Annotated in this window: 14 protein-coding genes; 9 read left to right on the top strand and 5 right to left on the bottom strand. The window is 67.5% G+C overall.

The features are described from left to right. Nucleotides 1-2 precede the first annotated feature (2 nt). Nucleotides 3-1,697 carry a class I adenylate-forming enzyme family protein gene (locus FHS82_RS00870; RefSeq protein WP_166947760.1) on the bottom strand — a complete coding sequence of 565 codons (1,695 nt, stop codon included), beginning with the start codon at nt 1,695-1,697 and terminating at the stop codon, nt 3-5. A 76-nt stretch (nt 1,698-1,773) separates the two neighbouring features. Continuing rightward, nucleotides 1,774-2,982 carry an ABC transporter substrate-binding protein gene (locus FHS82_RS00865; protein ID WP_166947758.1) on the bottom strand — a complete coding sequence of 403 codons (1,209 nt, stop codon included), beginning with the start codon at nt 2,980-2,982 and terminating at the stop codon, nt 1,774-1,776. 1,035 nt (nt 2,983-4,017) lie between these two features. Here FHS82_RS00865 and ypfJ point away from each other — a divergent pair. Further along, a complete protein-coding gene (gene ypfJ, locus FHS82_RS00860; protein ID WP_166947756.1) occupies nt 4,018-4,905 on the top strand; it encodes a KPN_02809 family neutral zinc metallopeptidase in 888 nt (295 codons plus the stop codon). Nucleotides 4,906-4,930: 25 nt separating this feature from the next. On the opposite strand, the gene FHS82_RS00855 is transcribed toward ypfJ, so the two are convergent. Both FHS82_RS00855 and FHS82_RS00850 read right to left on the bottom strand, forming a co-directional pair. Then, nucleotides 4,931-6,136, bottom strand: coding sequence for an FAD-dependent monooxygenase (locus FHS82_RS00855; RefSeq protein ID WP_166947754.1), 1,206 nt, complete (start codon nt 6,134-6,136; stop codon nt 4,931-4,933). Between the two features lie 21 nt (nt 6,137-6,157). Then, entirely contained in the window at nt 6,158-6,412 is a 255-nt protein-coding gene (locus FHS82_RS00850) for a zinc-finger domain-containing protein (RefSeq protein ID WP_166947752.1), read from the bottom strand. A 468-nt stretch (nt 6,413-6,880) separates the two neighbouring features. Between FHS82_RS00850 and FHS82_RS00845 the strand changes: the two genes are divergently transcribed. From FHS82_RS00845 to FHS82_RS00810, 8 genes are all read left to right on the top strand, one after another. Further along, nucleotides 6,881-9,748: a 5'-nucleotidase C-terminal domain-containing protein gene (locus FHS82_RS00845; protein ID WP_166947750.1), complete on the top strand. Its 2,868-nt coding sequence runs from the start codon at nt 6,881-6,883 to the stop codon at nt 9,746-9,748. A gap of 368 nt (nt 9,749-10,116) precedes the next feature. After that, complete coding sequence (locus FHS82_RS21300) at nt 10,117-11,382, top strand: septal ring lytic transglycosylase RlpA family protein (protein WP_281351047.1); 1,266 nt, start codon at nt 10,117-10,119, stop codon at nt 11,380-11,382. Between the two features lie 45 nt (nt 11,383-11,427). Beyond that, nucleotides 11,428-12,639: a D-alanyl-D-alanine carboxypeptidase family protein gene (locus FHS82_RS00835; protein WP_166948859.1), complete on the top strand. Its 1,212-nt coding sequence runs from the start codon at nt 11,428-11,430 to the stop codon at nt 12,637-12,639. Continuing rightward, complete coding sequence (gene tmk / locus FHS82_RS00830) at nt 12,636-13,355, top strand: dTMP kinase (RefSeq protein WP_343042475.1); 720 nt, start codon at nt 12,636-12,638, stop codon at nt 13,353-13,355. The genes FHS82_RS00835 and tmk overlap by 4 nt, the downstream gene beginning before the upstream one ends. After that, entirely contained in the window at nt 13,355-14,425 is a 1,071-nt protein-coding gene (locus FHS82_RS00825) for a DNA polymerase III subunit delta' (protein ID WP_246224954.1), read from the top strand. Before tmk ends, FHS82_RS00825 begins: the two co-directional genes overlap by 1 nt. A gap of 18 nt (nt 14,426-14,443) precedes the next feature. After that, nucleotides 14,444-16,012, top strand: a complete 1,569-nt coding sequence (gene metG / locus FHS82_RS00820) for a methionine--tRNA ligase (protein WP_343042474.1) — start codon at nt 14,444-14,446, stop codon at nt 16,010-16,012. Then, nucleotides 16,012-16,809, top strand: coding sequence for a TatD family hydrolase (locus tag FHS82_RS00815; RefSeq protein WP_166947742.1), 798 nt, complete (start codon nt 16,012-16,014; stop codon nt 16,807-16,809). Before metG ends, FHS82_RS00815 begins: the two co-directional genes overlap by 1 nt. Next, entirely contained in the window at nt 16,806-17,612 is an 807-nt protein-coding gene (locus tag FHS82_RS00810) for an MBL fold metallo-hydrolase (protein ID WP_166947740.1), read from the top strand. The genes FHS82_RS00815 and FHS82_RS00810 overlap by 4 nt, the downstream gene beginning before the upstream one ends. 14 nt (nt 17,613-17,626) lie before the next feature. Here the strand turns inward: FHS82_RS00810 and FHS82_RS00805 are convergent, their stop codons facing one another. Next, nucleotides 17,627-18,547: an alpha/beta fold hydrolase gene (locus tag FHS82_RS00805; protein ID WP_166947738.1), complete on the bottom strand. Its 921-nt coding sequence runs from the start codon at nt 18,545-18,547 to the stop codon at nt 17,627-17,629. Nucleotides 18,548-18,583: the final 36 nt, after the last annotated feature.

Here is an 18,583-nt window from a genome sequence, read left to right as displayed (position 1 = left end):
TATCAGGCGCCGGTCGGGGGCGCCCGGTAGCGCACGGGGAGGGGGGCAAGCTCGCCGTTGCGGGCCTGTTCGGCCAGCACGCGCTTGAGGATCTTGCCGCTTGCGGTCAGGGGGAAGGATTCCACGGCGAGGAAGTATTCCGGCATGTCGTATTTTGACAGCCCCTCGCTGGCCAGGTGCGCCAGCATCGCCTCCACCTCGACCTCGCGCCCTTCCACCGGCAGCACGGCCAGGCACACCTTCTCGCCCAGGCGCTCGTCCGGCATCGGAAACGCGGCGGCCGTGGCGACGTCCGGATGGCGCAGGGCGAGGCTCTCGATCTCGACGGGATAGATGTTGTGCCCGCCGCGGATGACGATATCGCGCGAGCGGCCGACGATCTCGATGTTGCCGGCCGCATCCATCCGCGCCAGATCGCCGGACATGAACCAGCCATGGCGGTTGAAGGATTTCTCGGTCGCCTCCTGGTTGGCGAAATAGCCGAGCATGAGGGAGGCTCCGCGCCCGCCAAGCTCGCCGATCTCGCCGGGCCCGGCCGGCGTGTCGCGGTCGTCCGCCCTCCAGAGTTTCAGCTCGTAACAGGGATTGGCCCGCCCGCAGCACTGACCGACCGTGCCTACCATCGTCTCGAAGCTGTCGTCCCGCAGCGTGGTGGTATGCGAGCCGTTCTCCGTCATGCCGTAGGTGTTCTGCGGTGTGATGCCGAAATCGAGGAAGCGGCGCGCGATCTCCGGGGCAATCGAGGCACCGGACATGTAGAACACCGCGACATCGCCGATCTTCCCCAGTCCGCGCGCCGCCGCATCCTGCTGGATGTCGATGGCGTGTGTCGGCACGCCCATCACGTAGGTCGCGCGCGTCTCGATAATACGGTCGAGGGCCTTCATGCCCCTGGCAAGATCGTTGGTGATATACTCCGAGCCGCTCACGATCGCCTGTTCGAACGCCACCATGGACAGATGATGGCTCAGCGGGCCGAGGCAGTAGAGAACGGTGTCGCCGCCGTGCCCCCAGTCCGCCACCATGGCGCGGCCGTTGGCGAGAAGCGTGTTGTCGGAATGCATGAGCGCCTTGGGCTGGCCCGTGGTGCCGGAAGTGAAGGCGATATAGACCACCTTGTCCGGATCGGTGTCCACCGGCGGCGGCTCCGCCCGCGTGTCGATGCCGGGGAAGGGCAGCGTTCCGTCGGGGCGGGCAGGCGCCGGCCCGTCCGCCGGGTCCAGCACGTAGGTGCGGCGGAGCGTGTCAAGCTCGCCCAGACGCCCGAAGATGTCGTTGAGCGCAGCATCCGCGCCATAACCGACCTGACCGAGAAACGCCCGCACGGAGCAGCGCTTCAGCAGCGTCAGCACCTCGCTCGCCGTGTGGTTCTGATGCAGCGACAGGATGCAGACATAGCCGTTGTGCGAGCACGCAAGAAAGACGACCAGGTTTTCCACCCGGTTGGGCAGCCACACCGCCACGCGGTCTCCGGCGCCCAGGCCCGCGGCTGCAAGATCCGCAGCGACGCTGTCCACCCATTGCTTGAGCCGCGCCCAGGTGAGGCGGTGGCGGCGGTCCTGCAGGGCGAAGGCATCCGGCCGCTCTTCCGCGTGCTGCGCGAGGAGCATGTACAGGGTCTCGTCGCGCCACAGGCCTCGCTCGTAATGGTGCCGGGCTTTGGCGGGGGAATGCAGTGTCAGAAGGGGAGCGGTCATGCGCTATCTCCGAGCGTCTACCCATCTGCCGCCGGACGCGCCGGCGGCATTATCCGTTTCGCGCAGGCGGGAAGGTTCAGCCGCCCTTTTTCATCAGTTCGCAGGCGTCGTCGGAGCCGGCGGGCTTGGCGACGTCGGCGGGCACCTTCGCAACCAGCGTGTAGTAGTCCCAGGGACCCTTCGACTCCTCGGGCGACTTGACCTTGAACAGGTAGAAGTCGCGGTTCACCCAGCCCGAGGGCCAGATCTGCGCATCCTTGGTCATGAAGTCGTTGACCGGGATTTCACGCATCTTGGCCGCGACGGTCGGGCCGTCCTTGCTGTCGGCCGCCGCGACGGCCTTCAGATAGTGCCGGGTGGCGCTGTAGATGCCGGCCTGGATCATGGTCGGCTTCGCGCCGTTGTGGCGTTGGGCGAAGCGCGCCGACCATTCGCGCGTCTCGTCGTCGAGATCCCAGTAGAAGCTCTCCGTCAGGAAGGTGCCCTGTGCTACCGGCAGACCGAGGCTGTGCACGTCCGTGATGAAGGCGAGCAGCGCCGCGACCCTTTGTCCGCCTTGCGCGATGCCGAATTCGCTGGCCTGCCGCAGAGAGCCGGTGAGGTCGTTGGCCGAATTCGCGAGGCCGATCACGCTGGCCTTGGAGGACTGCGCCTGCAGCAGGAACGAGGAGAAGTCGCCATTGGACACCGGGTGGCGGACGCGGCCGGTGACCTTGCCGCCGTTCGCCTCGATCACGGCCGTGGCGTCGCGCTCGATTGCGTGGCCGAAGGCGTAGTCGGAGGTGACGAAAAACCAGTCCTTGCCGCCGTCCCGCGTCACGGCGGCGGCGGTGCCGTTGGCCACGGCCTTGGTGTCGTAGACCCAGTGGAAACCGGTCGGCGAACAGGCCTTGCCGGTAAGGTCCGACGTGGCGGAAGTGGCGAAGATCACCACCTTGCCGCGCTGCCGGGCGATCTCCTGCACCGCGAGCCCGGCGGAGGAAAGCGGCACGTCGAGGATCAGGTCCACGCCCTCATTGTCGTACCAGCGTGTCGCGAGCGAGGAGGCCACGTCGGGCTTGCGTTGATGGTCCGCCGAAATCAGGACCACCTTGCGGCTGCCCGCCACGCCGCCCGCGTCCTCGACCGCCATCTGCGCGGCGAGAACGGAGCCGGCGCCGGCCATGTCGCTGTCCGGTCCGGACAGGTCGGTCATGACGCCGATCTTAACTTCTTCCGCAGCCTGCGAAGCGCCCATGCCCAGCGCCATCTGCATGGCGAGGCCGGCGAGAGCCCATTTTCTCATGACGTTCCTCTCGATGTTTGTTGTCGATAGGGAGTGCCGTCTCCCCTTGTATTTTGTGAAGCATGTTCCGTGCCAGCCGGACATCTATTTGTAATTAAACGATTATCGTTCAGACGCTCTCCTGTGTGAATACGGGGAGGACATAGTTGCGCGCAGCCATGTCGTTACTGAGGACAGTCGCGTCACCCCGGCGATCCCGAAGCCAACGAATACACCTGCCCGGGCGGCAAGATGCTGAAGAAACGCCGGTGCACGATGCGCCGGCCGCCAACCGGGGTCTGCAAAGATGGTGCAGCCAGATACCATACGAATAAGTACGATGGCTCCGCCGGCTGGCGTTCGCTGATGCCCGTGGCGTCGTAACAGGATGGTCATCCGCTGCCGCTTGGCCAAGGCGGATGGCTTCTGAATCGTATATAGAATTGTCGCGGTGCTGAGGCGCAGTCGATCCCGTCGTCCTGGGGGCGCAGGGCGGGCACTGAAACTGCCTGATGTAACTCCTCGGCAGTCGCAACTGCTTCGGAAGATGTATGGTGCCGAGTGTCAGACTTGAACTGACGACCTACCGCTTACCGTCCCACTTCGGCTTTCGCCGCCGCAATCGCTTTTGCCGCGCGAGCCCGTGCTCCCGCTTGCGTTCGTGGTCTGGACTATCCCTTCGCCATAGCCCCGCGAGGCCTTAGGCGCTGCCCGTCTAGTCTCTACACCTTCCCCGTCGTGAGGCTCAGGGGCTTGGCTCGGGATTGGCGTGGCCGGATCGGCGTTAGCGTTCCCCGAGTTTGGGCAGTTCTACTCCCGGAATTTCTCCCGGGGCACTCGTGATTCAAGGCGGTTGCTCTACCAACTGAGCTAACCCGGCATCCGGCCCATTCCAGACCGGCCCGCTTTCTGCCATGAATGGCGAAGGCGCGTCAAGTGTGGCCGCACGGGCCGGCGGGCGGGCGGTGCTGTCTTGTGGTTTGAACCCGTTTGCCGTTATGCACGTTATCCAGAGGAAATTCAGGCGGCGGAGCTGCGCCTGTCGGGGAGAGCACCATGCGTTGGGATGATTTTCGCCGTTCCGGCAACATCGAGGACAGGCGTGGCGGCGACGGGGGCTTCCGGCTGCCGACGGGCGGAGGCGGCGGCCTCGGCATCGGGGCGCTTGTGGTGCTCGGCCTCGTGGGCTGGGCGCTCGGCATAGATCCGCGCGTCCTGATCAGCGGCGCGGAAATGCTGACGGGTGGCAGCTCGGGATACGTCACCGAACAGCAGACCAAGCCCGGCACCCCTTCGGATAAGGACGGCCAGTTCGTGGCGGCCGTTCTCGGCAACACGGAGGATGTCTGGGGGAAAGTGCTGCCGCAGCAGACGCAAACGCCTTATCGCCAACCTGGCCTGGTGATGTACACGGGCGGCACGCGCTCCGGCTGTGGCTCGGCGCAGTCGGCCATGGGGCCGTTCTATTGCCCGCTGGACCAGAAGGTGTATCTCGACGTCGCTTTCTTCGAGGAGATGCGCAGCCGCTTCCGCGCCGGGGGAGACTTCGCCTATGCCTATGTGATCGCGCACGAGGTCGGCCATCACGTCCAGAATCTGCTCGGCATCCTGCCCAAGGTGCAGCGGGCGCAGCAGCAGGCGGGCTCGCAGGCCGAGGCGAACCGGCTGTCTGTGCGGGTGGAGCTGATGGCCGACTGCCTCGCCGGCGTGTGGGCCTATCACAGCAACACGGGTTGGAACGCGCTCGAACCCGGCGACATCGAGGCGGCGCTTAACGCCGCCTCCGCCATCGGCGACGACCGGCTGCAGCAGGCTTCCCAAGGCCGGGTGGTGCCCGATTCGTTCACCCACGGTTCCTCGGCGCAGCGGATGCGCTGGTTCACGCGCGGCTTCCAGAACGGCAAGATCGCCGCGTGCGACACGTTTGCCGCGCAGCAGCTTTGATATAGACCATTTCTACGCTTCGTTGTCAGTCCGGCTGCCAGCCGTACAGCCAGTCGTAGCGCCTGTTCAGCCCCTCGGCGCCGAAGTGGCGCAGAAGCAGGTCGCGGACCACCGCGATCGCGCCGGAGAAGTGGAAAGAGCGCCCGTTGCTGCGCGATTCCTCCATGACGCGGCGCACGCGCGGATAGCGCGCCTCCTCATAGGCCGCGAGCGCGGCGCGGGTATTGCCGGCGTGCACGGCGAGCGCCTCGCCGAGCACGGCCGCATCCTCGATCGCCATGGCGCCGCCTTGCGCCAGAAAGGGCAGCACGGGATGGGCGGCGTCACCCAACAGGGTGGCGTGCGGCGTGCTCCAGCGCACTGCGGGCAGCGCATCGTGAAGCGACCACAGCCGCCAGTTCTCGCCGCCCAGCAGCAGGGCGCGCAGGTCCCCGAGCGCGGGGGCGGGGATGGAAGCGAGGAAGGCCCCCAGCTTGCCGTGCTCCATGGGCAGTCCCCAGCCCTCGGCGGCAGATTGGCTGCGCACGATGACGACGAGGTTCCAGGCACCGCCGCCGGCGACGGGATAGTGCACCACATGCGCGTTCCGGCCGAGCCAGGCGACGACGTCGTGGGCGCGCAGACGCTCGGGAACGCTGTCACGCGGGATCACGCAGCGCCATGCCTCGAAGTTGCGGAAGCGCGGCGCGTCGCCGTCGCCGATGACGCTGCGCAGCTTCGACCGCACGCCGTCCGCGCCGATCAGCAACGGCGTGCGCAACGTTTGCGGCGTGCCGTTCCCCGTCTCGAATTGGACTTCCGCGTGGTCGTCGCGCTCCGCCATACCGGTGACGTGCTTGCCGACCAGCAGCCTGATGCCGGGTTCGGCACGCGCGGCATCGAGCAGCACGCCGTGCAGGTCTGCCCGCAGGATCACCCAGTAGGGCGCCCCGTGGCGGGTGCGAATCGCGGCGCCGAGCGGCATCGTGGCGAGCCGGCGGCCATCCCCGAGCCGTCTGATCGACAGTTGTTCGGGCGCGACCGCCCGTCGGCCGATGGCGGCGCCGAAGCCGAGGCTGACGAGCACGCGGCTGGCGTTCGGCGAAAGCTGGATGCCAGCGCCGGCTTCCACCAGCGCCGTCCGCTTCTCCAGCACGGTGACGGACATGCCCTGGCGTGCCAGTTGCAGCGCGGCGGTCAGCCCGCCGATGCCGGCGCCGGCGACGACGATTGGCTCCGATGATATGGACATGAGGCGTTCAGCGCCGATGCGTCACGCGGCTGCCGCCTCGTCGCCTTCCCACAGACAATCGGCCGGCATGCAGGTGCCTTCGGCGAGCGAGGGATCGAAGCGGTAGAGCGTGGAGCAATAGCTGCAGACGGTTTCCGAATCACCGCCCATGTCGATGTAGATGTGGGGGTGGTCGAAGGGCGGACGCGCGCCGATGCACATGAATTCCTTCGAGCCGACATGGATGACGCGCACGCCCGGCGTGTTGTGGAAGTGGGGAATGGTGCTCGCGGCCATCGACAGAGATCCTTCACCAGAGTACGACAAGCTTCATCGTCCGCAACTGCCGCTCCCGCCCGGGCGATCGCGCCGGCAGCCCGTGTGATGTTCGCGCGCACCATAATCGCTTGCGGTTGAAACGCCAACTCCGCAGTGCAGATTTGTCGGGGCCTCCGGCGGATTTTGTCGGCGCCGCACGCACCATTCCGCGATCAAGTTTTTCCGTCCCCTTCGACGGTATACGGTGCACATAATTCCCCGCCGGTGCTTGTAAATCGCGGCGGTCATCCAACTGTCAACGGGAATCGCTATTCGTCGGATATCGTTATCTGAACAGTGTGCGTTTTCAACTTGGACGGTTTCCGGGTTGGATCGGGGGGAATGTCGTTATCGGCCGTTGTTCCGGCCGGGTTCCGCCGGTTGTCCGCATCGTTCCGGTGGCACACACGCCGTCATCTCGCCGATTACCCTCCAGGGAGCTGTTTCATGTCGGATACCACAGTCGTCACCACCGCCGAGGAAGTCACCGCCGGTAACTTCAAGCTGCAGCTCCTGCATGCGTCGGATTGGGAAGCGGGCGTCAAGGCCCTCGACCGCGCCGCGAACTTCGCCGCGATCATCGACGTTCTCGAAGAGCAGTACGATAACACGCTGATCCTCTCGTCGGGCGACGGCTGGATCCCCGGCCCGTTCTACGCTTCCGGCGCCGACAGCGACTTCGCGGCGACGCTGCGCGCGGTCTACAGCCAGTTCTTCTCCACCGACGAGGTCGAGGTCATCTTCACGGCGCTGAGCGCCGCGGCCGGCCGGGCGGACATCGCCATCCAGAACATCATCGGCGTGGAAGCCGCCACTTTCGGCAACCACGAGTTCGATTCCCAGACGGCCGCGATCAAGGATATCATCGCCACCGCGGCGGGCACCGACGGCATCGTCGGCACGGCTGACGACGTCAGCATCGGCGCGCTGTTCCCCTACCTGTCGTCCAACCTCGACTTCTCGAAGGACGGCAACCTCGGCAGCCTCTACACCAACGACATCCGCGAGGCGTCTTCCTTCGCCCGCGACGCGGCCAAGAAGATCGCCCCCTCCACGGTGATCACCGAGGGCGGCGAGAAGATCGCCATCGTCGGCGCGACGACTCAGGCGCTCGCCACCATTTCTTCTCCCGGCGACACGAAGGTGATCGGCGCGACCGGCGACGACATCGCGCTGCTCGCGCAGCAGATCAACGCCGAGGTGGCGCGCATCCTCGCCGCCGACCCGACCATCAACAAGGTCATCGTGCAGAGCCATCTGCAGCAGCTCAGCAACGAGCAGGCGCTCGCGCCGCTGCTGGAGAACGTCGACATCATCGTCGCCGGCGGCTCCCATACGCGCCTCGCCGACAGCAACGACACGCTGCGCGACGGTGACGAGGCCCAGGGCGAATACCCGATCGTCACCGCCAACAAGAACGGCGATCCGCTGCTGATCGTGAACACCGACAACGAGTATTCCTACGTCGGCCGTCTCGTGGTCGAGTTCGACGCCGAGGGCAAGATCATCCTCGACAGCCTCGACAACACCATCAACGGCGCCTACGTCACGACGGACGAGAAGGTCAAGGAACTGTGGGGCGATGCCGATCCGTTCGCGGAAGGCAGCAAGGGCTATCTCGTCGACGAGATCGTCTGGGGCGCCAAGAACGAGAGCGGCGACCGCACCACCAAGGGCATCGGCACCATCATCCAGGAGCAGGACGGCAACATCTTCGGCCGTACCGACGTGTTCCTGGAAGGCCGCCGCAGCGAGGTGCGCACGCAGGAGACCAACCTCGGCAACCTGACCGCCGACGCCAATCTCGCCGAGGCGCGCAAGGTTGACACGGACGTCGTCGTCTCGATCAAGAACGGCGGCGGCATCCGCGATGCCATCGGCTTCGTCAACGCCGTCGGCGACGAGGCCATCCTGGCGCCGCCGGCCGCCAACCCGGGCGCCGGCAAGCTGGAAGGCGACATCTCCCAGCTCGACATCGTCAACTCGCTGCGCTTCAACAACGACCTCGCCATCGTCACGCTGACGGCCGAGGGCCTGCGCAACGTGTTCGAGCAGGGCTTCTCGGGCGTTCGCCCGGGCGCGACCCCCGGCTCCTTCCCGCAGATCTCGGGCGTCAAGGTGGTCTACGATCCGTCCCACGCCGCGGGCGGCCGCGTCGTCAGCCTCGACATCGTCGATGATGCCGGCAACCTGGTCCAGAACGTTGTCGCCAACGGCGAGGTCGTGGGCGATGCCGACCGCGCCATCAAGGTGGTGACGCTGACGTACCTCGCCACCGGCGGCGACGGCTACACCGCGTTCGTCAACAACCGCGTCGCGGGCACCGAACTCGTGCTGCTGACCGATGCCCTCGCCGACCAGGATGGCGCGGCCACCTTCGCCAAGGCCGGCACCGAGCAGGACGCCTTCGCCGAGTATCTCAAGGCGAACTACTCCGAGACGCCGTATGACGTCGCCGACACGCCGTCCACCGAGGACACGCGCGTGGTGAACTTCAGCGAGCGCTCCATCGTTGTAGGCAACAACGGCGTCGGCGGTCACGACATCTACGTCCGCGACGTGGCGGCGCTCTCGGCCGACCACGGCACGGACGGCGTGGATCGCGTGTTCTACAGCGGCGACGCTCTGGTCGTGCTGCCCGGCAACATCGAGGACGTCGTTCTCTCCGGCACGGGCAATGCCTCCGTCACCGGCAACGCGCTTAACAACGCGATCACGGGCAACGCCGGCGACAACAGCTTCCTGCTCGGCCAGGGCGGCAACGACGTCGTCGACGGCGACACCGGCCACGACATCCTGCGTCTGGAAGGCGCGGCCAGCCGCTACACGATCACGATCGAAGGCGGCCGTGCCGTGGTGACCGACAAGGACACCGGCGCCGCGATCAGCGTCGTCAACGTGCAGCAGATCGTGTTCGGCGACAGCGAGCAGGACCTGTTCACCACCGACCAGACGGAACTCGCGGGCGTCTACCGGGCGCTGCTCGGCCGCTCCGTCGCGGGCGACGCGGATGGCTTCTCCTTCTGGGCCGGCAAGAGCGCGACGGGCGCGGACCTTTCCGCCCTCATCGCCCAGATCGGCGGCTCCGACGAGGCGGCTGCGTTCCGCAACGGCAAGTCGTCCGGCGACCTGGTCGACGCGCTGTATGAGAACGTCCTCGCCCGCACGGCGGATGAGGGCGGCCGGACCTTCTGGATCGCGCAGCTCGACGGTGGCACCGACTTCCGGCTCGTCGGCCAGGCCTTCGTCGAAAGCAACGAGTTCCAGGTGGGCGGCCGCACTCTCGCCGGCAGCGACTGGGATCTGGTGGCGTAAGCAGCCAGACGGCGAATGGTGCGACCATTCGCCGCCCGGCGCGGCGGCAACGCCGCGCCGGGGCTGGCGGCCGGTAACCATTCTACAAATCGGGGAACGGGAAAGCGCCCGTCCCCACTTGTAACAAGCGGAACGATCCTGTTAACGTTCCGTCAACGAAGTTCGTTCCTTATCGCAGGATGAGCGGTGGCATGCGCAAGATGCCGCCCTACTGTCGACGCTGGCAGGCGATGAGGGCGATTATGCGGGACGAGCCTATGCGGTTGACGAAACGAGCCAACATCACGATTCGTTCGGGAAATCCGGATGGGACTGATGTCCCTCTCGTTGACGGTCCGCCACCTTCCTCCTGTGGTATCATTCTGAAATTGCTGGGTGTCTCTCTGCTGGCGCTCGGCGTGGCCAACTGCAGCACCGCGCCGCGGTCGACCGGCGGCGCCAAGGTCAGTTCCCCGGCCAAGGTCGATCCCAAATACGGCGTCAAGCCCAGCCCGCGCGTCGTCACCAACGGCAAGGTGCCCAAAGGCGGCGGGCGCGCCATGGTCGGCAAGCCCTACACGGTCGCCGGCAGAAAATTCACGCCGCGCGAGTCGGATAATTACGTCGCCGTCGGCACCGCCTCGTGGTACGGGTCCGCCTTCCACGGCCGCAAGACGGCCAACGGCGAGATTTTCGACAAGCACTCCATCGCCGCCGCCCATCCGACGCTGCCGCTGCCGAGCTACGTGCGCGTCACCAACCTCAGCAACAACCGCTCGATGGTGGTGCGCGTCAACGACCGTGGCCCGTTCCACGGCAACCGGCTGATCGACCTTTCGCGCACCGCCGCCGAGGCGCTCGACTTCCACCGTCAGGGTACCGCGCGCGTCAAGGTCGAATACGTCGGCCGCGCCTCGCTCGGCGGCAGCGACGACCGCAAGCTGCTCGCGACGCTGAACGCGGGCGCCCCTGCTGCCATTCCGGCCGCTGCACCTTCCGCGCCCGCCGTGGCCCCGGTTGTCCCTGCGGCACCTGTGATGGTGGCGAGCGCCGAGCCGCGTCCTGAGACACTGCCCGAGCCGCGCGCCGAAGCGCCGGCCCCTGCACCCGCCGTCGCGCCGTCGCGGACCGTCGTCGCCAGCGTCGCGCACGAGACGACCGAGAGCGACAGGCCGCTCGTTTCCAGAACGCTCGTCGCCGCCCCGGCCCCGCGCCCGATGCCGTCCGCACCCGCCCCTGCGCCGGTCGAGGTGGCCGCCGTCGGCGCGCCGGTCGCGGCTTCGGAGATCGCGCCGGCGCCGGCCCCCGCGCCCGTTTCTCCTGCCGTTCCCGTTCAGCCCGCCACGGCTTTCGTGCCTGCTGCCGAAGGCGGCCTGACCGAACTCGTACGCGAGGTTGCCGCCCCGGAGACAGCGCCGATCCCGCCCTCGCGTCCGCTCGATCTCGCGCCCCGGCGCGCTGTCTTCGTGAATGCCGCCTCGTCGGCCACGCACGCCGAACAGCCGCCGGCGCGGCGCTCGCTCGTCGCGAGCCTGCCCTACGCCGGGCAGACGGACAAGGCCGGCGTCTTCTTTGAACCGATGCCCCTGTCGGACCTGACGCCGCAGCGCTTCGTCACTTTCGGCGCAAACGGCCGCCAGAAGACGGAACGGTAAAGGCAGTTCCGGCTCCTTCGGCGCTGAATGGCGGAAGGGATGAGCATGGTCTGGAGTTTTCCGTCGTTGCCGTGGCGCGTCGTGGCAGTGCTTCAGGCGCTCGTCCTGGTGTGCCTGCTCGTGGGCGGAACGGCCGGGCGCGCCGCCGCGCAAGGTTTCCAGACCGATCTGCCGCGCGCACTGCTCATCGATGTCGGCACCGGCACCGTCCTGTTCGAGAAGGGCGCCGACGAGCCGTTCGAGCCGGCGAGCATGGCCAAGATCATGACGGCGGAGGTGCTGTTCCACGAGATCAGGGAAGGCCGTCTGTCGCTCGACAAGGAGTTCTTCGTTTCCGAATATGCATGGCGGACGGGCGGCGCCCCCTCGCGCAGCACGGCGATGTTCGCGGCCGTCAACAGCAACATCCCGGTGCGCGATCTCCTGCGCGGCCTCGCCATTCCCTCCGGCAACGATGCCGCCATCATCATTGCGGAAGGCATTTCGGGAACCGAGACGGCGTTCACGCGGGCAATGAACCGGCGCGCGGCGGAGATCGGCCTGACCCGCTCCAGTTTCGTCAATGCCTCGGGACTGCCGGCGGAGGGGCAGGTGACGACGTCGCGCGATCTGGCGCGGCTGGCGGCGCACGTCATCGCGACCTACCCCGAGCTTTACCGTGTCTTTTCCGAGCCGGATTTCACGTGGAGCAAGATCCAGCAGCGCAACCGCAATCCGCTGCTGGCGCTCAACATCGGCGCCGACGGCTTCCTGACCGGCTTCACCGAGCAGGCGGGCTACGGCATCGTCGGCTCGGCGGTGCTGGACGGCCAGCGGCTGATTGTGGTCGTGTCCGGCGCGAAGACGGCGCGCGAGCGCGACACGGAGGCGCGCAAGCTGCTCGACTGGGGCCTGCGGTCGTTCGAGGTGCGGGAACTGTTCGCCGCCAGCGACGTGATCGGCGAGGCCAGCGTGTTCGGCGGCGAGAAGGGCGGCGTGGCGCTGGTGTCGCCCACGCCCGTGCGCGTGCTGGTGCAGCGCGGGTCGGACGAGCGGATCTCGGCGCGCATCGTCTATCGCGGCCCGGTCATCGCGCCGGTCGACAAGGGCGTGCCGGTTGGCCATCTGCAGGTGGAACGCGGCCGGCTGAAGGCGCTCGACGTGCCGCTCGTCACCGGCGAGGCGGTGGCGCGGGGCACCCTGTCCCAACGGGCGCTCGACGCGGCGCTGGAATGGGGCACCGGCGTCGTGCGCCGCGCGTTCGAGCGTTTGATGTGAGCGCGCCGTTCGCGTCCGGCAGGGGCCTGTTCATCACGCTGGAAGGCGGCGAGGGTGTCGGCAAATCCACGCAGATGCGCCTGCTCGCGGCCCGGCTGGAGGCGCGCGGCCTGGAGGTCGTCGCCACGCGGGAGCCCGGCGGGTCGCCGAAGGCGGAGGCCATCCGCGAGGCGATCCTGTCCGGCCGCACGAAGTTCCTCGGGCCGATGGCGGAGGCGCTGCTATTCTCGGCCGCCCGCATCGATCATCTCGATTCCCTCATCCGCCCGGCGCTCGCGCGCGGCGCTTGGGTGATCTGCGACCGCTTCTCCGATTCGACCACCGCCTATCAGGGCGCGACGGGCGAGCCGGAACCTGCCGTGCTGCGTGCGCTCGAACGTGTGGTGGTCGGCGGCGACCGGCCCGACCTCACCCTCATCCTCGACCTGCCGCCTGAGGTGGGGCTTGCCCGTGCCGACGTGCGCCGCCGGCAGCGCGGTGAGGTAACGGATCGTTTCGAGGGCGAGGCGCCTGCCTTTCACCGCGATCTGCGGGCGCGATTCCTCGCCATCGCGGCGGCGGAGCCCGACCGCTGCGTCGTCATCGACGCCGACGCGCCGGTCGAGACCGTCGGGGACCGCATCTGGAAGGCGGTTGACGAACGCCTGCTTTCGCCGGCAAAAGACGGGACGTCTGCATCCACCGACGAGGATGCGGCGGCCGAAAGTGACGAATGATGACCGGAGCCGATACCGAGCCCGACCAGTTTCCCGGTGCGCCGCACCCGCGCGCGCAGACGGCGCTGTTCGGCCTTGAGGCGGCGGAGCACGAGTTTCTCGACGCCTACCGGTCCGGCAGGCTGCATCATGCGTGGCTGATCGGCGGGCCGCAGGGCATCGGCAAGGCGACGTTCGCCTACCGCGCGGCGCGGTTCCTGCTGTCGCATCCCGATCCGGCGAGCGAGGCGGTGCGGCGGGCGACCTCTCTCGCGGTCGACCCCGCCGCCGGCGTCGCGGCGAAGGTCGCCGCTCTGTCGCATCCCGATCTCGCCGTGCTGCGGCGCGCGCCGGCGGGCGAGAAGAAGGCCGCGTCCACCATCATCCCCGTGGATGCCGTGCGCCGCGCGCTGGCGTTGTTCTCGTCGACAGCGGGCAACGACGGCTATCGCATCTGCATCGTCGACAGTGTGGAGGACCTGAACGTCTCCAGCGCCAACGCGCTGCTCAAGGTCATCGAGGAGCCGCCGCCGCGCGCGCTGTTCCTGCTCGTCGCCCATGCGCCGGGCCGCACCCTGCCCACCATCCGCTCCCGCTGCCGGCGCCTGCTGCTGCGCCGGTTGCCGGTGGCGGAGGTCGAGAACGCGGTGCGCTCGCTGCCGGCGCCGTTCGGCGATGCGGAGGCGGCCGTGCTGGCGCGGGCGGCGGAACTCGCCAACGGCTCGGTCCGCGCCGCGCTCGGCCTGATGGACGCGCATACGATCGCACTGGTGGAACGGGTACGCGCGCTGCTGCAGGGGCTGCCGGCCGCCGACCCCGCGCAGGTTCACGCGCTCGCGGAGGAGATGACGGGGCGGGAGGCGGAAACCGACTTCAACGTGCTGCTGTCCACGACGCATGACTGGATTGCAGAGCTGATCCATAATCGTGCCGGCGAGGGACCGGCAAAGCTTGCGCGTTTTGTCGAGGTGTGGGACAACATCGCTCGTGCGGCGCGCGAGACGCAGATCTTGAATCTCGATCGCCGCCCGCTGGTCCTCACCCTATTCGGCGAACTCGCGGATGCCGCCCGGCGTGCCCGTGCTGCATGAATCCGCGTTTTCGCATCTTTGGCGGATTCAATGGCCGACGCTGAGACTTTCTACATCACGACTGCGATTTCGTACCCTAACGGCGCTCCCCACATCGGTCATGCCTACGAGGCGATAGCGACCGACGCCATCGCGCGCTTCAAGCGGCTTGACGGGTATGACGTGTTCTTCATGACCGGTGTCGACGAGCACGGCCTGAAGATGGCGCAGACGGCGGCGAAGGAAGGCATCAGCCCCCGGGAACTGTCGGACCGCCACACCGCCCGCTTCATCGCCATGGCCGACGCGCTCGATATCTCGCGCGACCGCTTCATCCGCACCACGGAGCCCGCGCACTACGCCGCCTCTCAGGAGCTGTGGCGGCGGATAAAGGAGGCGGGCGACATCTACCTCGGCACCTATGAGGGCTGGTACTCGGTGCGCGACGAGGCCTTCTACGACGAGAGCGAGACAACCGTGCGCGACGGCGTGCGCTACGGCCCGCAGGGCACGCCGGTGGAATGGACGGAGGAGCAGACATGGTTCTTCCGCCTGTCCGCCTATCAGGACCGCCTGCTCGCCTATTACGATGAGCACCCGGACTTCATCGGCCCGGACAGCCGCCGCAACGAGGTGGTGAGCTTCGTCAGGAGCGGCCTGCAGGACCTGTCCATCTCGCGCACGACGCTTTCGTGGGGCGTGCCGGTGCCGGACGCGCCGGGCCATGTCATGTATGTCTGGGTCGACGCGCTGACGAACTATCTCACCGGCGTCGGCTTCCCCGACGAGAACGATGCGGACTGGCGCTTCTGGCCGGCCGATGCGCACATCATCGGCAAGGACATCACGCGCTTCCATGCCGTCTACTGGCCGGCGTTCCTGATGTCGGCGGGACTGGCGCTCCCGAAGCGGGTCTTCGGCCACGGCTTCCTGTTCAACAGGGGCGAGAAGATGTCGAAGTCGGTGGGCAACGTCATCGACCCGATCGCGCTGTCGCAGGCCTACGGCGTGGACCAGTTGCGCTACTTCCTGCTGCGCGAGGTGCCGTTCGGTCAGGACGGCAGCTACAGCCACGAGGCCATCGTCAACCGCATCAACGCCGACCTCGCCAACGATCTCGGCAATCTGGCGCAGCGTTCGCTGTCGATGATCGCCAAGAATCTCGACGGCGTGCTGCCCGCACCCGGTGCGCTGGAGGAAGCGGACCGTACCCTGCTTGCAGCCGCCGATGCGCTGCTCGGCAAGGCGCGCGCGGCGATCGAGGACTTCGCCCTCCATTCCATCCTGGGCGATGTCTGGGCCGTGGTGGCGGACGCCAACCGCTACTTCGCGGCGCAGGCGCCGTGGGCTTTGCGCAAGACCGATCCCGAGCGCATGGGAACGGTGCTCTACGTCACGGCCGAGGTGTTGCGCCAGGTGACTATCTTCGCCCAGATCGCGACGCCGCAAGCCGCCGGGCGCCTGCTCGACCTGCTCTCCGTGCCGGCGGGCGCGCGCGATTTCGCCGCGCTCGGCGAGGCGGGCCGGATCGCGCCCGGCACGGCGCTGCCGGAGCCGGCGGGCGTGTTTCCGCGCTACGTCGAACCGGAGGACGGGGGCAGCGTCTGATGCTCGTCGATTCGCATTGCCACCTCGACTACTTTTCGAACGAGTTGGACGGCGTGCTAGCGCGCGCCGCCGCCGCCGGGGTGGGGCAGGTAGTGACCATTTCCACGCGGGTGCGGCAGGTCGCGACCTGCCGCGCCATCGCCGAGGCGCATTCCGGCGTATTCTTCTCCGTCGGCACGCATCCCATGCAGGCCAAGGACGAGCCGGACGTGACGCTGGCGGAGATCGTGGCGCTCGCCGGGCATCCGCGTTGCGTCGCCATCGGCGAGGCCGGGCTCGACTATTTCTATGAGCGCGAGTCGATGGCCGTGCAGAGAGAGGTTTTCGTGCGCCATATCGCGGCGGCGCGCGCCACCGGCCTGCCGCTGGTGATCCACGCCCGCAGCGCTGACGACGACATGATCGCCATCCTGTCCGAGGAAATGGCCAAGGGCCGTTTCACCGCCGTGCTGCACTGCTTCTCCTCAGGCCCGAAACTGGCGGAAGTGGGGGTGGAACTCGGGCTTTACGTGTCGTTTTCCGGGATTCTGACCTTCAAGAAATCCGAGGAAATCCGCGATATCGCCCTGCGGGTGCCGCTCGACCGGCTGCTGGTGGAGACGGACGCGCCCTATCTCGCGCCGCTGCCCTTCCGCGGCAAGCGCAACGAGCCCGCCTATGTCGCCCACACGGCGCGGGTGCTGGCGGAGGTGCGCGGCATGAGCGAGCAGGCGCTGGCGCAACTCACGACCGGGAACTTCCGGCGGCTGTTCAGCAAGGCCGGGACGGATCGGCTCGCTGGAAGCCTCGCGGCATGACGCTGACCGTCACCATCCTGGGCTGTGGCTCGTCAGCCGGTGTGCCGCGCGTCGGCGCCGGCTGGGGCGCATGCAACCCGCATAACCCGAAGAACCGCCGCCGCCGCTGCTCCATCCTCGTGTCGCGCCGCGAGAACGGAGGCGATACGCAGCTTCTCGTCGATACCGGGCCCGATCTGCGCGAGCAACTGCTCGATGCGGAGGTGACGAAGCTCGATGCCGTTCTTTATACGCACGAACACGCGGACCACACCCACGGCATCGACGACCTGCGCACGCTGGTGCTGACCATGCACCACAGGCTCGACGTCTATGCGGACGCGCATACCGAGGCGCTGCTGGCCGAGCGTTTCTCGTATTGCTTCAGCACGCCGGAGGGAAGCAATTATCCGCCGATCCTGTCGCTGCGCCGGCTCGTGCCCGGCCGACCCCTGATCTTCGACGGGGCGGGCGGCGCGATCGAGGTGCTGCCGGTGCGCGTGCGGCACGGCGAGATCGATGCGCTCGGCTTCCGTTTCAACGGCGGCACGGGCGCCATCGCCTACATTCCCGATGTTGGAAGCGTGCCGGAGGAGAGCCTCGTGCCCCTGCGCAGGCTTGAGGTGCTGGTTCTCGACGCGCTGCGCTACAGTCCGCATCCGTCGCATTTTTCCGTCGATGATGCGCTCGACCTGATCGGTCGCGTCGCACCTCGCCGCGCCGTCCTCACCGATCTGCACGCCGACCTCGACTACGATGCGCTCGCCGCACGCCTGCCCGCCGGCATCGAGCCCGCCTACGACGGCATGCGGATCACGCTGTAATCACTCAACGGCGATCACTCATCCTCGCGCGGCGTGTGCGCTGCCGCGCCTGTGCGGCCGATGCGGTTGATGAAGCTCACGATGGGCTGGCTGACGTCGGGATGGCTCATGACGGGCGTATGCCCCTGGTCGGCGACGAGCACCGTTTCCAGCTTGTCGTGACGAGCCTGCATCTCGGCCAGCGTCTCGGGGCGCAGAATGTCCGACTTCTCGCCGCGCATCACCAGCACCGGCAAATCCTTCAGGCTTTCGAACATCGGCCACAGGGGTGGCACGGCGGCCGTGAGGTCTAGCCCCTCCAGCGTGTTCTTGAGCGCCGGATCGTAAGCGAGCTTCAGTTCGCCGTCGATCTCGTGCCAGGTGCCGTGGGCGAGGCATTCCCAGTCCTCCTGGCCGAGCGTGGGGAACTGCGCGTCCTGATAGCTTTTCAGAATGGCGACGGCGTCGGCGAAATTGGCCGGCTTCGGCAGCTTGCCGAGGTAGCCGCGGATGCGTACAAGCCCCTGCGGCTCGACCACAGGGCCGATGTCGTTGAAGACAACGGCGTGGATGAGTTCTGGCGCGACGGTGACGAGGCCGAGAACGATCAGCCCGCCGCGCGAGGTGCCGACGAAAATGGCCTTGGGAATGCCGAGCGCCGCAAGCACCTGCTGCAGATCGTCGATCTCGATGAGCGGGTTGTAGTGCGTCCAGTCCGGGTCCCAGTCCGAGAGGCCACGTCCGCGATAGTCTACGCAGATGACGCGGTGCGGCTGCTGCGGATCGTTGGCGAGCAGTTCCGCGAGCGGATGGAAATCATGTGCGGTCCGCGCCATGCCGGGCAGGCAGACGACAGCGGGCGTATCCGTGACGCGCGGGCCGTATTCGCGCACATGCAGCTTCAGCCCATCCTTCGCCGAAACGTAGACATCGCGGAACGTATTGTTCGTGGCCATTCTTTCCTCTCTCGGCGATCGCCCGGCTTCTCGCGT

Source organism: Pseudochelatococcus lubricantis (genome assembly GCF_011762225.1).
GTDB classification, from domain to species: domain Bacteria; phylum Pseudomonadota; class Alphaproteobacteria; order Rhizobiales; family Beijerinckiaceae; genus Pseudochelatococcus; species Pseudochelatococcus lubricantis.
The sequence above is the reverse complement of the archived record's forward strand: the minus strand, read 5'-3'. Positions and strand labels throughout refer to the sequence as shown.

Excerpts from the sequence above, each read along its gene's own strand:
- FHS82_RS00810 (WP_166947740.1), top strand. The coding sequence starts at position 16,806 with ATGACGCTGACCGTCACCATCCTGGGCTGTGGCTCGTCAGCCGGTGTG.
- ypfJ (WP_166947756.1), top strand. The coding sequence starts at position 4,018 with ATGCGTTGGGATGATTTTCGCCGTTCCGGCAACATCGAGGACAGGCGT.
- FHS82_RS00865 (WP_166947758.1), bottom strand. The coding sequence starts at position 2,982 with ATGAGAAAATGGGCTCTCGCCGGCCTCGCCATGCAGATGGCGCTGGGC.
- FHS82_RS00850 (WP_166947752.1), bottom strand. The coding sequence starts at position 6,412 with ATGGCCGCGAGCACCATTCCCCACTTCCACAACACGCCGGGCGTGCGC.
- FHS82_RS00825 (WP_246224954.1), top strand. The coding sequence starts at position 13,355 with ATGACCGGAGCCGATACCGAGCCCGACCAGTTTCCCGGTGCGCCGCAC.
- FHS82_RS00870 (WP_166947760.1), bottom strand. The coding sequence starts at position 1,697 with ATGACCGCTCCCCTTCTGACACTGCATTCCCCCGCCAAAGCCCGGCAC.
- FHS82_RS00815 (WP_166947742.1), top strand. The coding sequence starts at position 16,012 with ATGCTCGTCGATTCGCATTGCCACCTCGACTACTTTTCGAACGAGTTG.
- FHS82_RS00855 (WP_166947754.1), bottom strand. The coding sequence starts at position 6,136 with ATGTCCATATCATCGGAGCCAATCGTCGTCGCCGGCGCCGGCATCGGC.
- FHS82_RS00805 (WP_166947738.1), bottom strand. The coding sequence starts at position 18,547 with ATGGCCACGAACAATACGTTCCGCGATGTCTACGTTTCGGCGAAGGAT.
- FHS82_RS00845 (WP_166947750.1), top strand. The coding sequence starts at position 6,881 with ATGTCGGATACCACAGTCGTCACCACCGCCGAGGAAGTCACCGCCGGT.
- FHS82_RS00835 (WP_166948859.1), top strand. The coding sequence starts at position 11,428 with ATGGTCTGGAGTTTTCCGTCGTTGCCGTGGCGCGTCGTGGCAGTGCTT.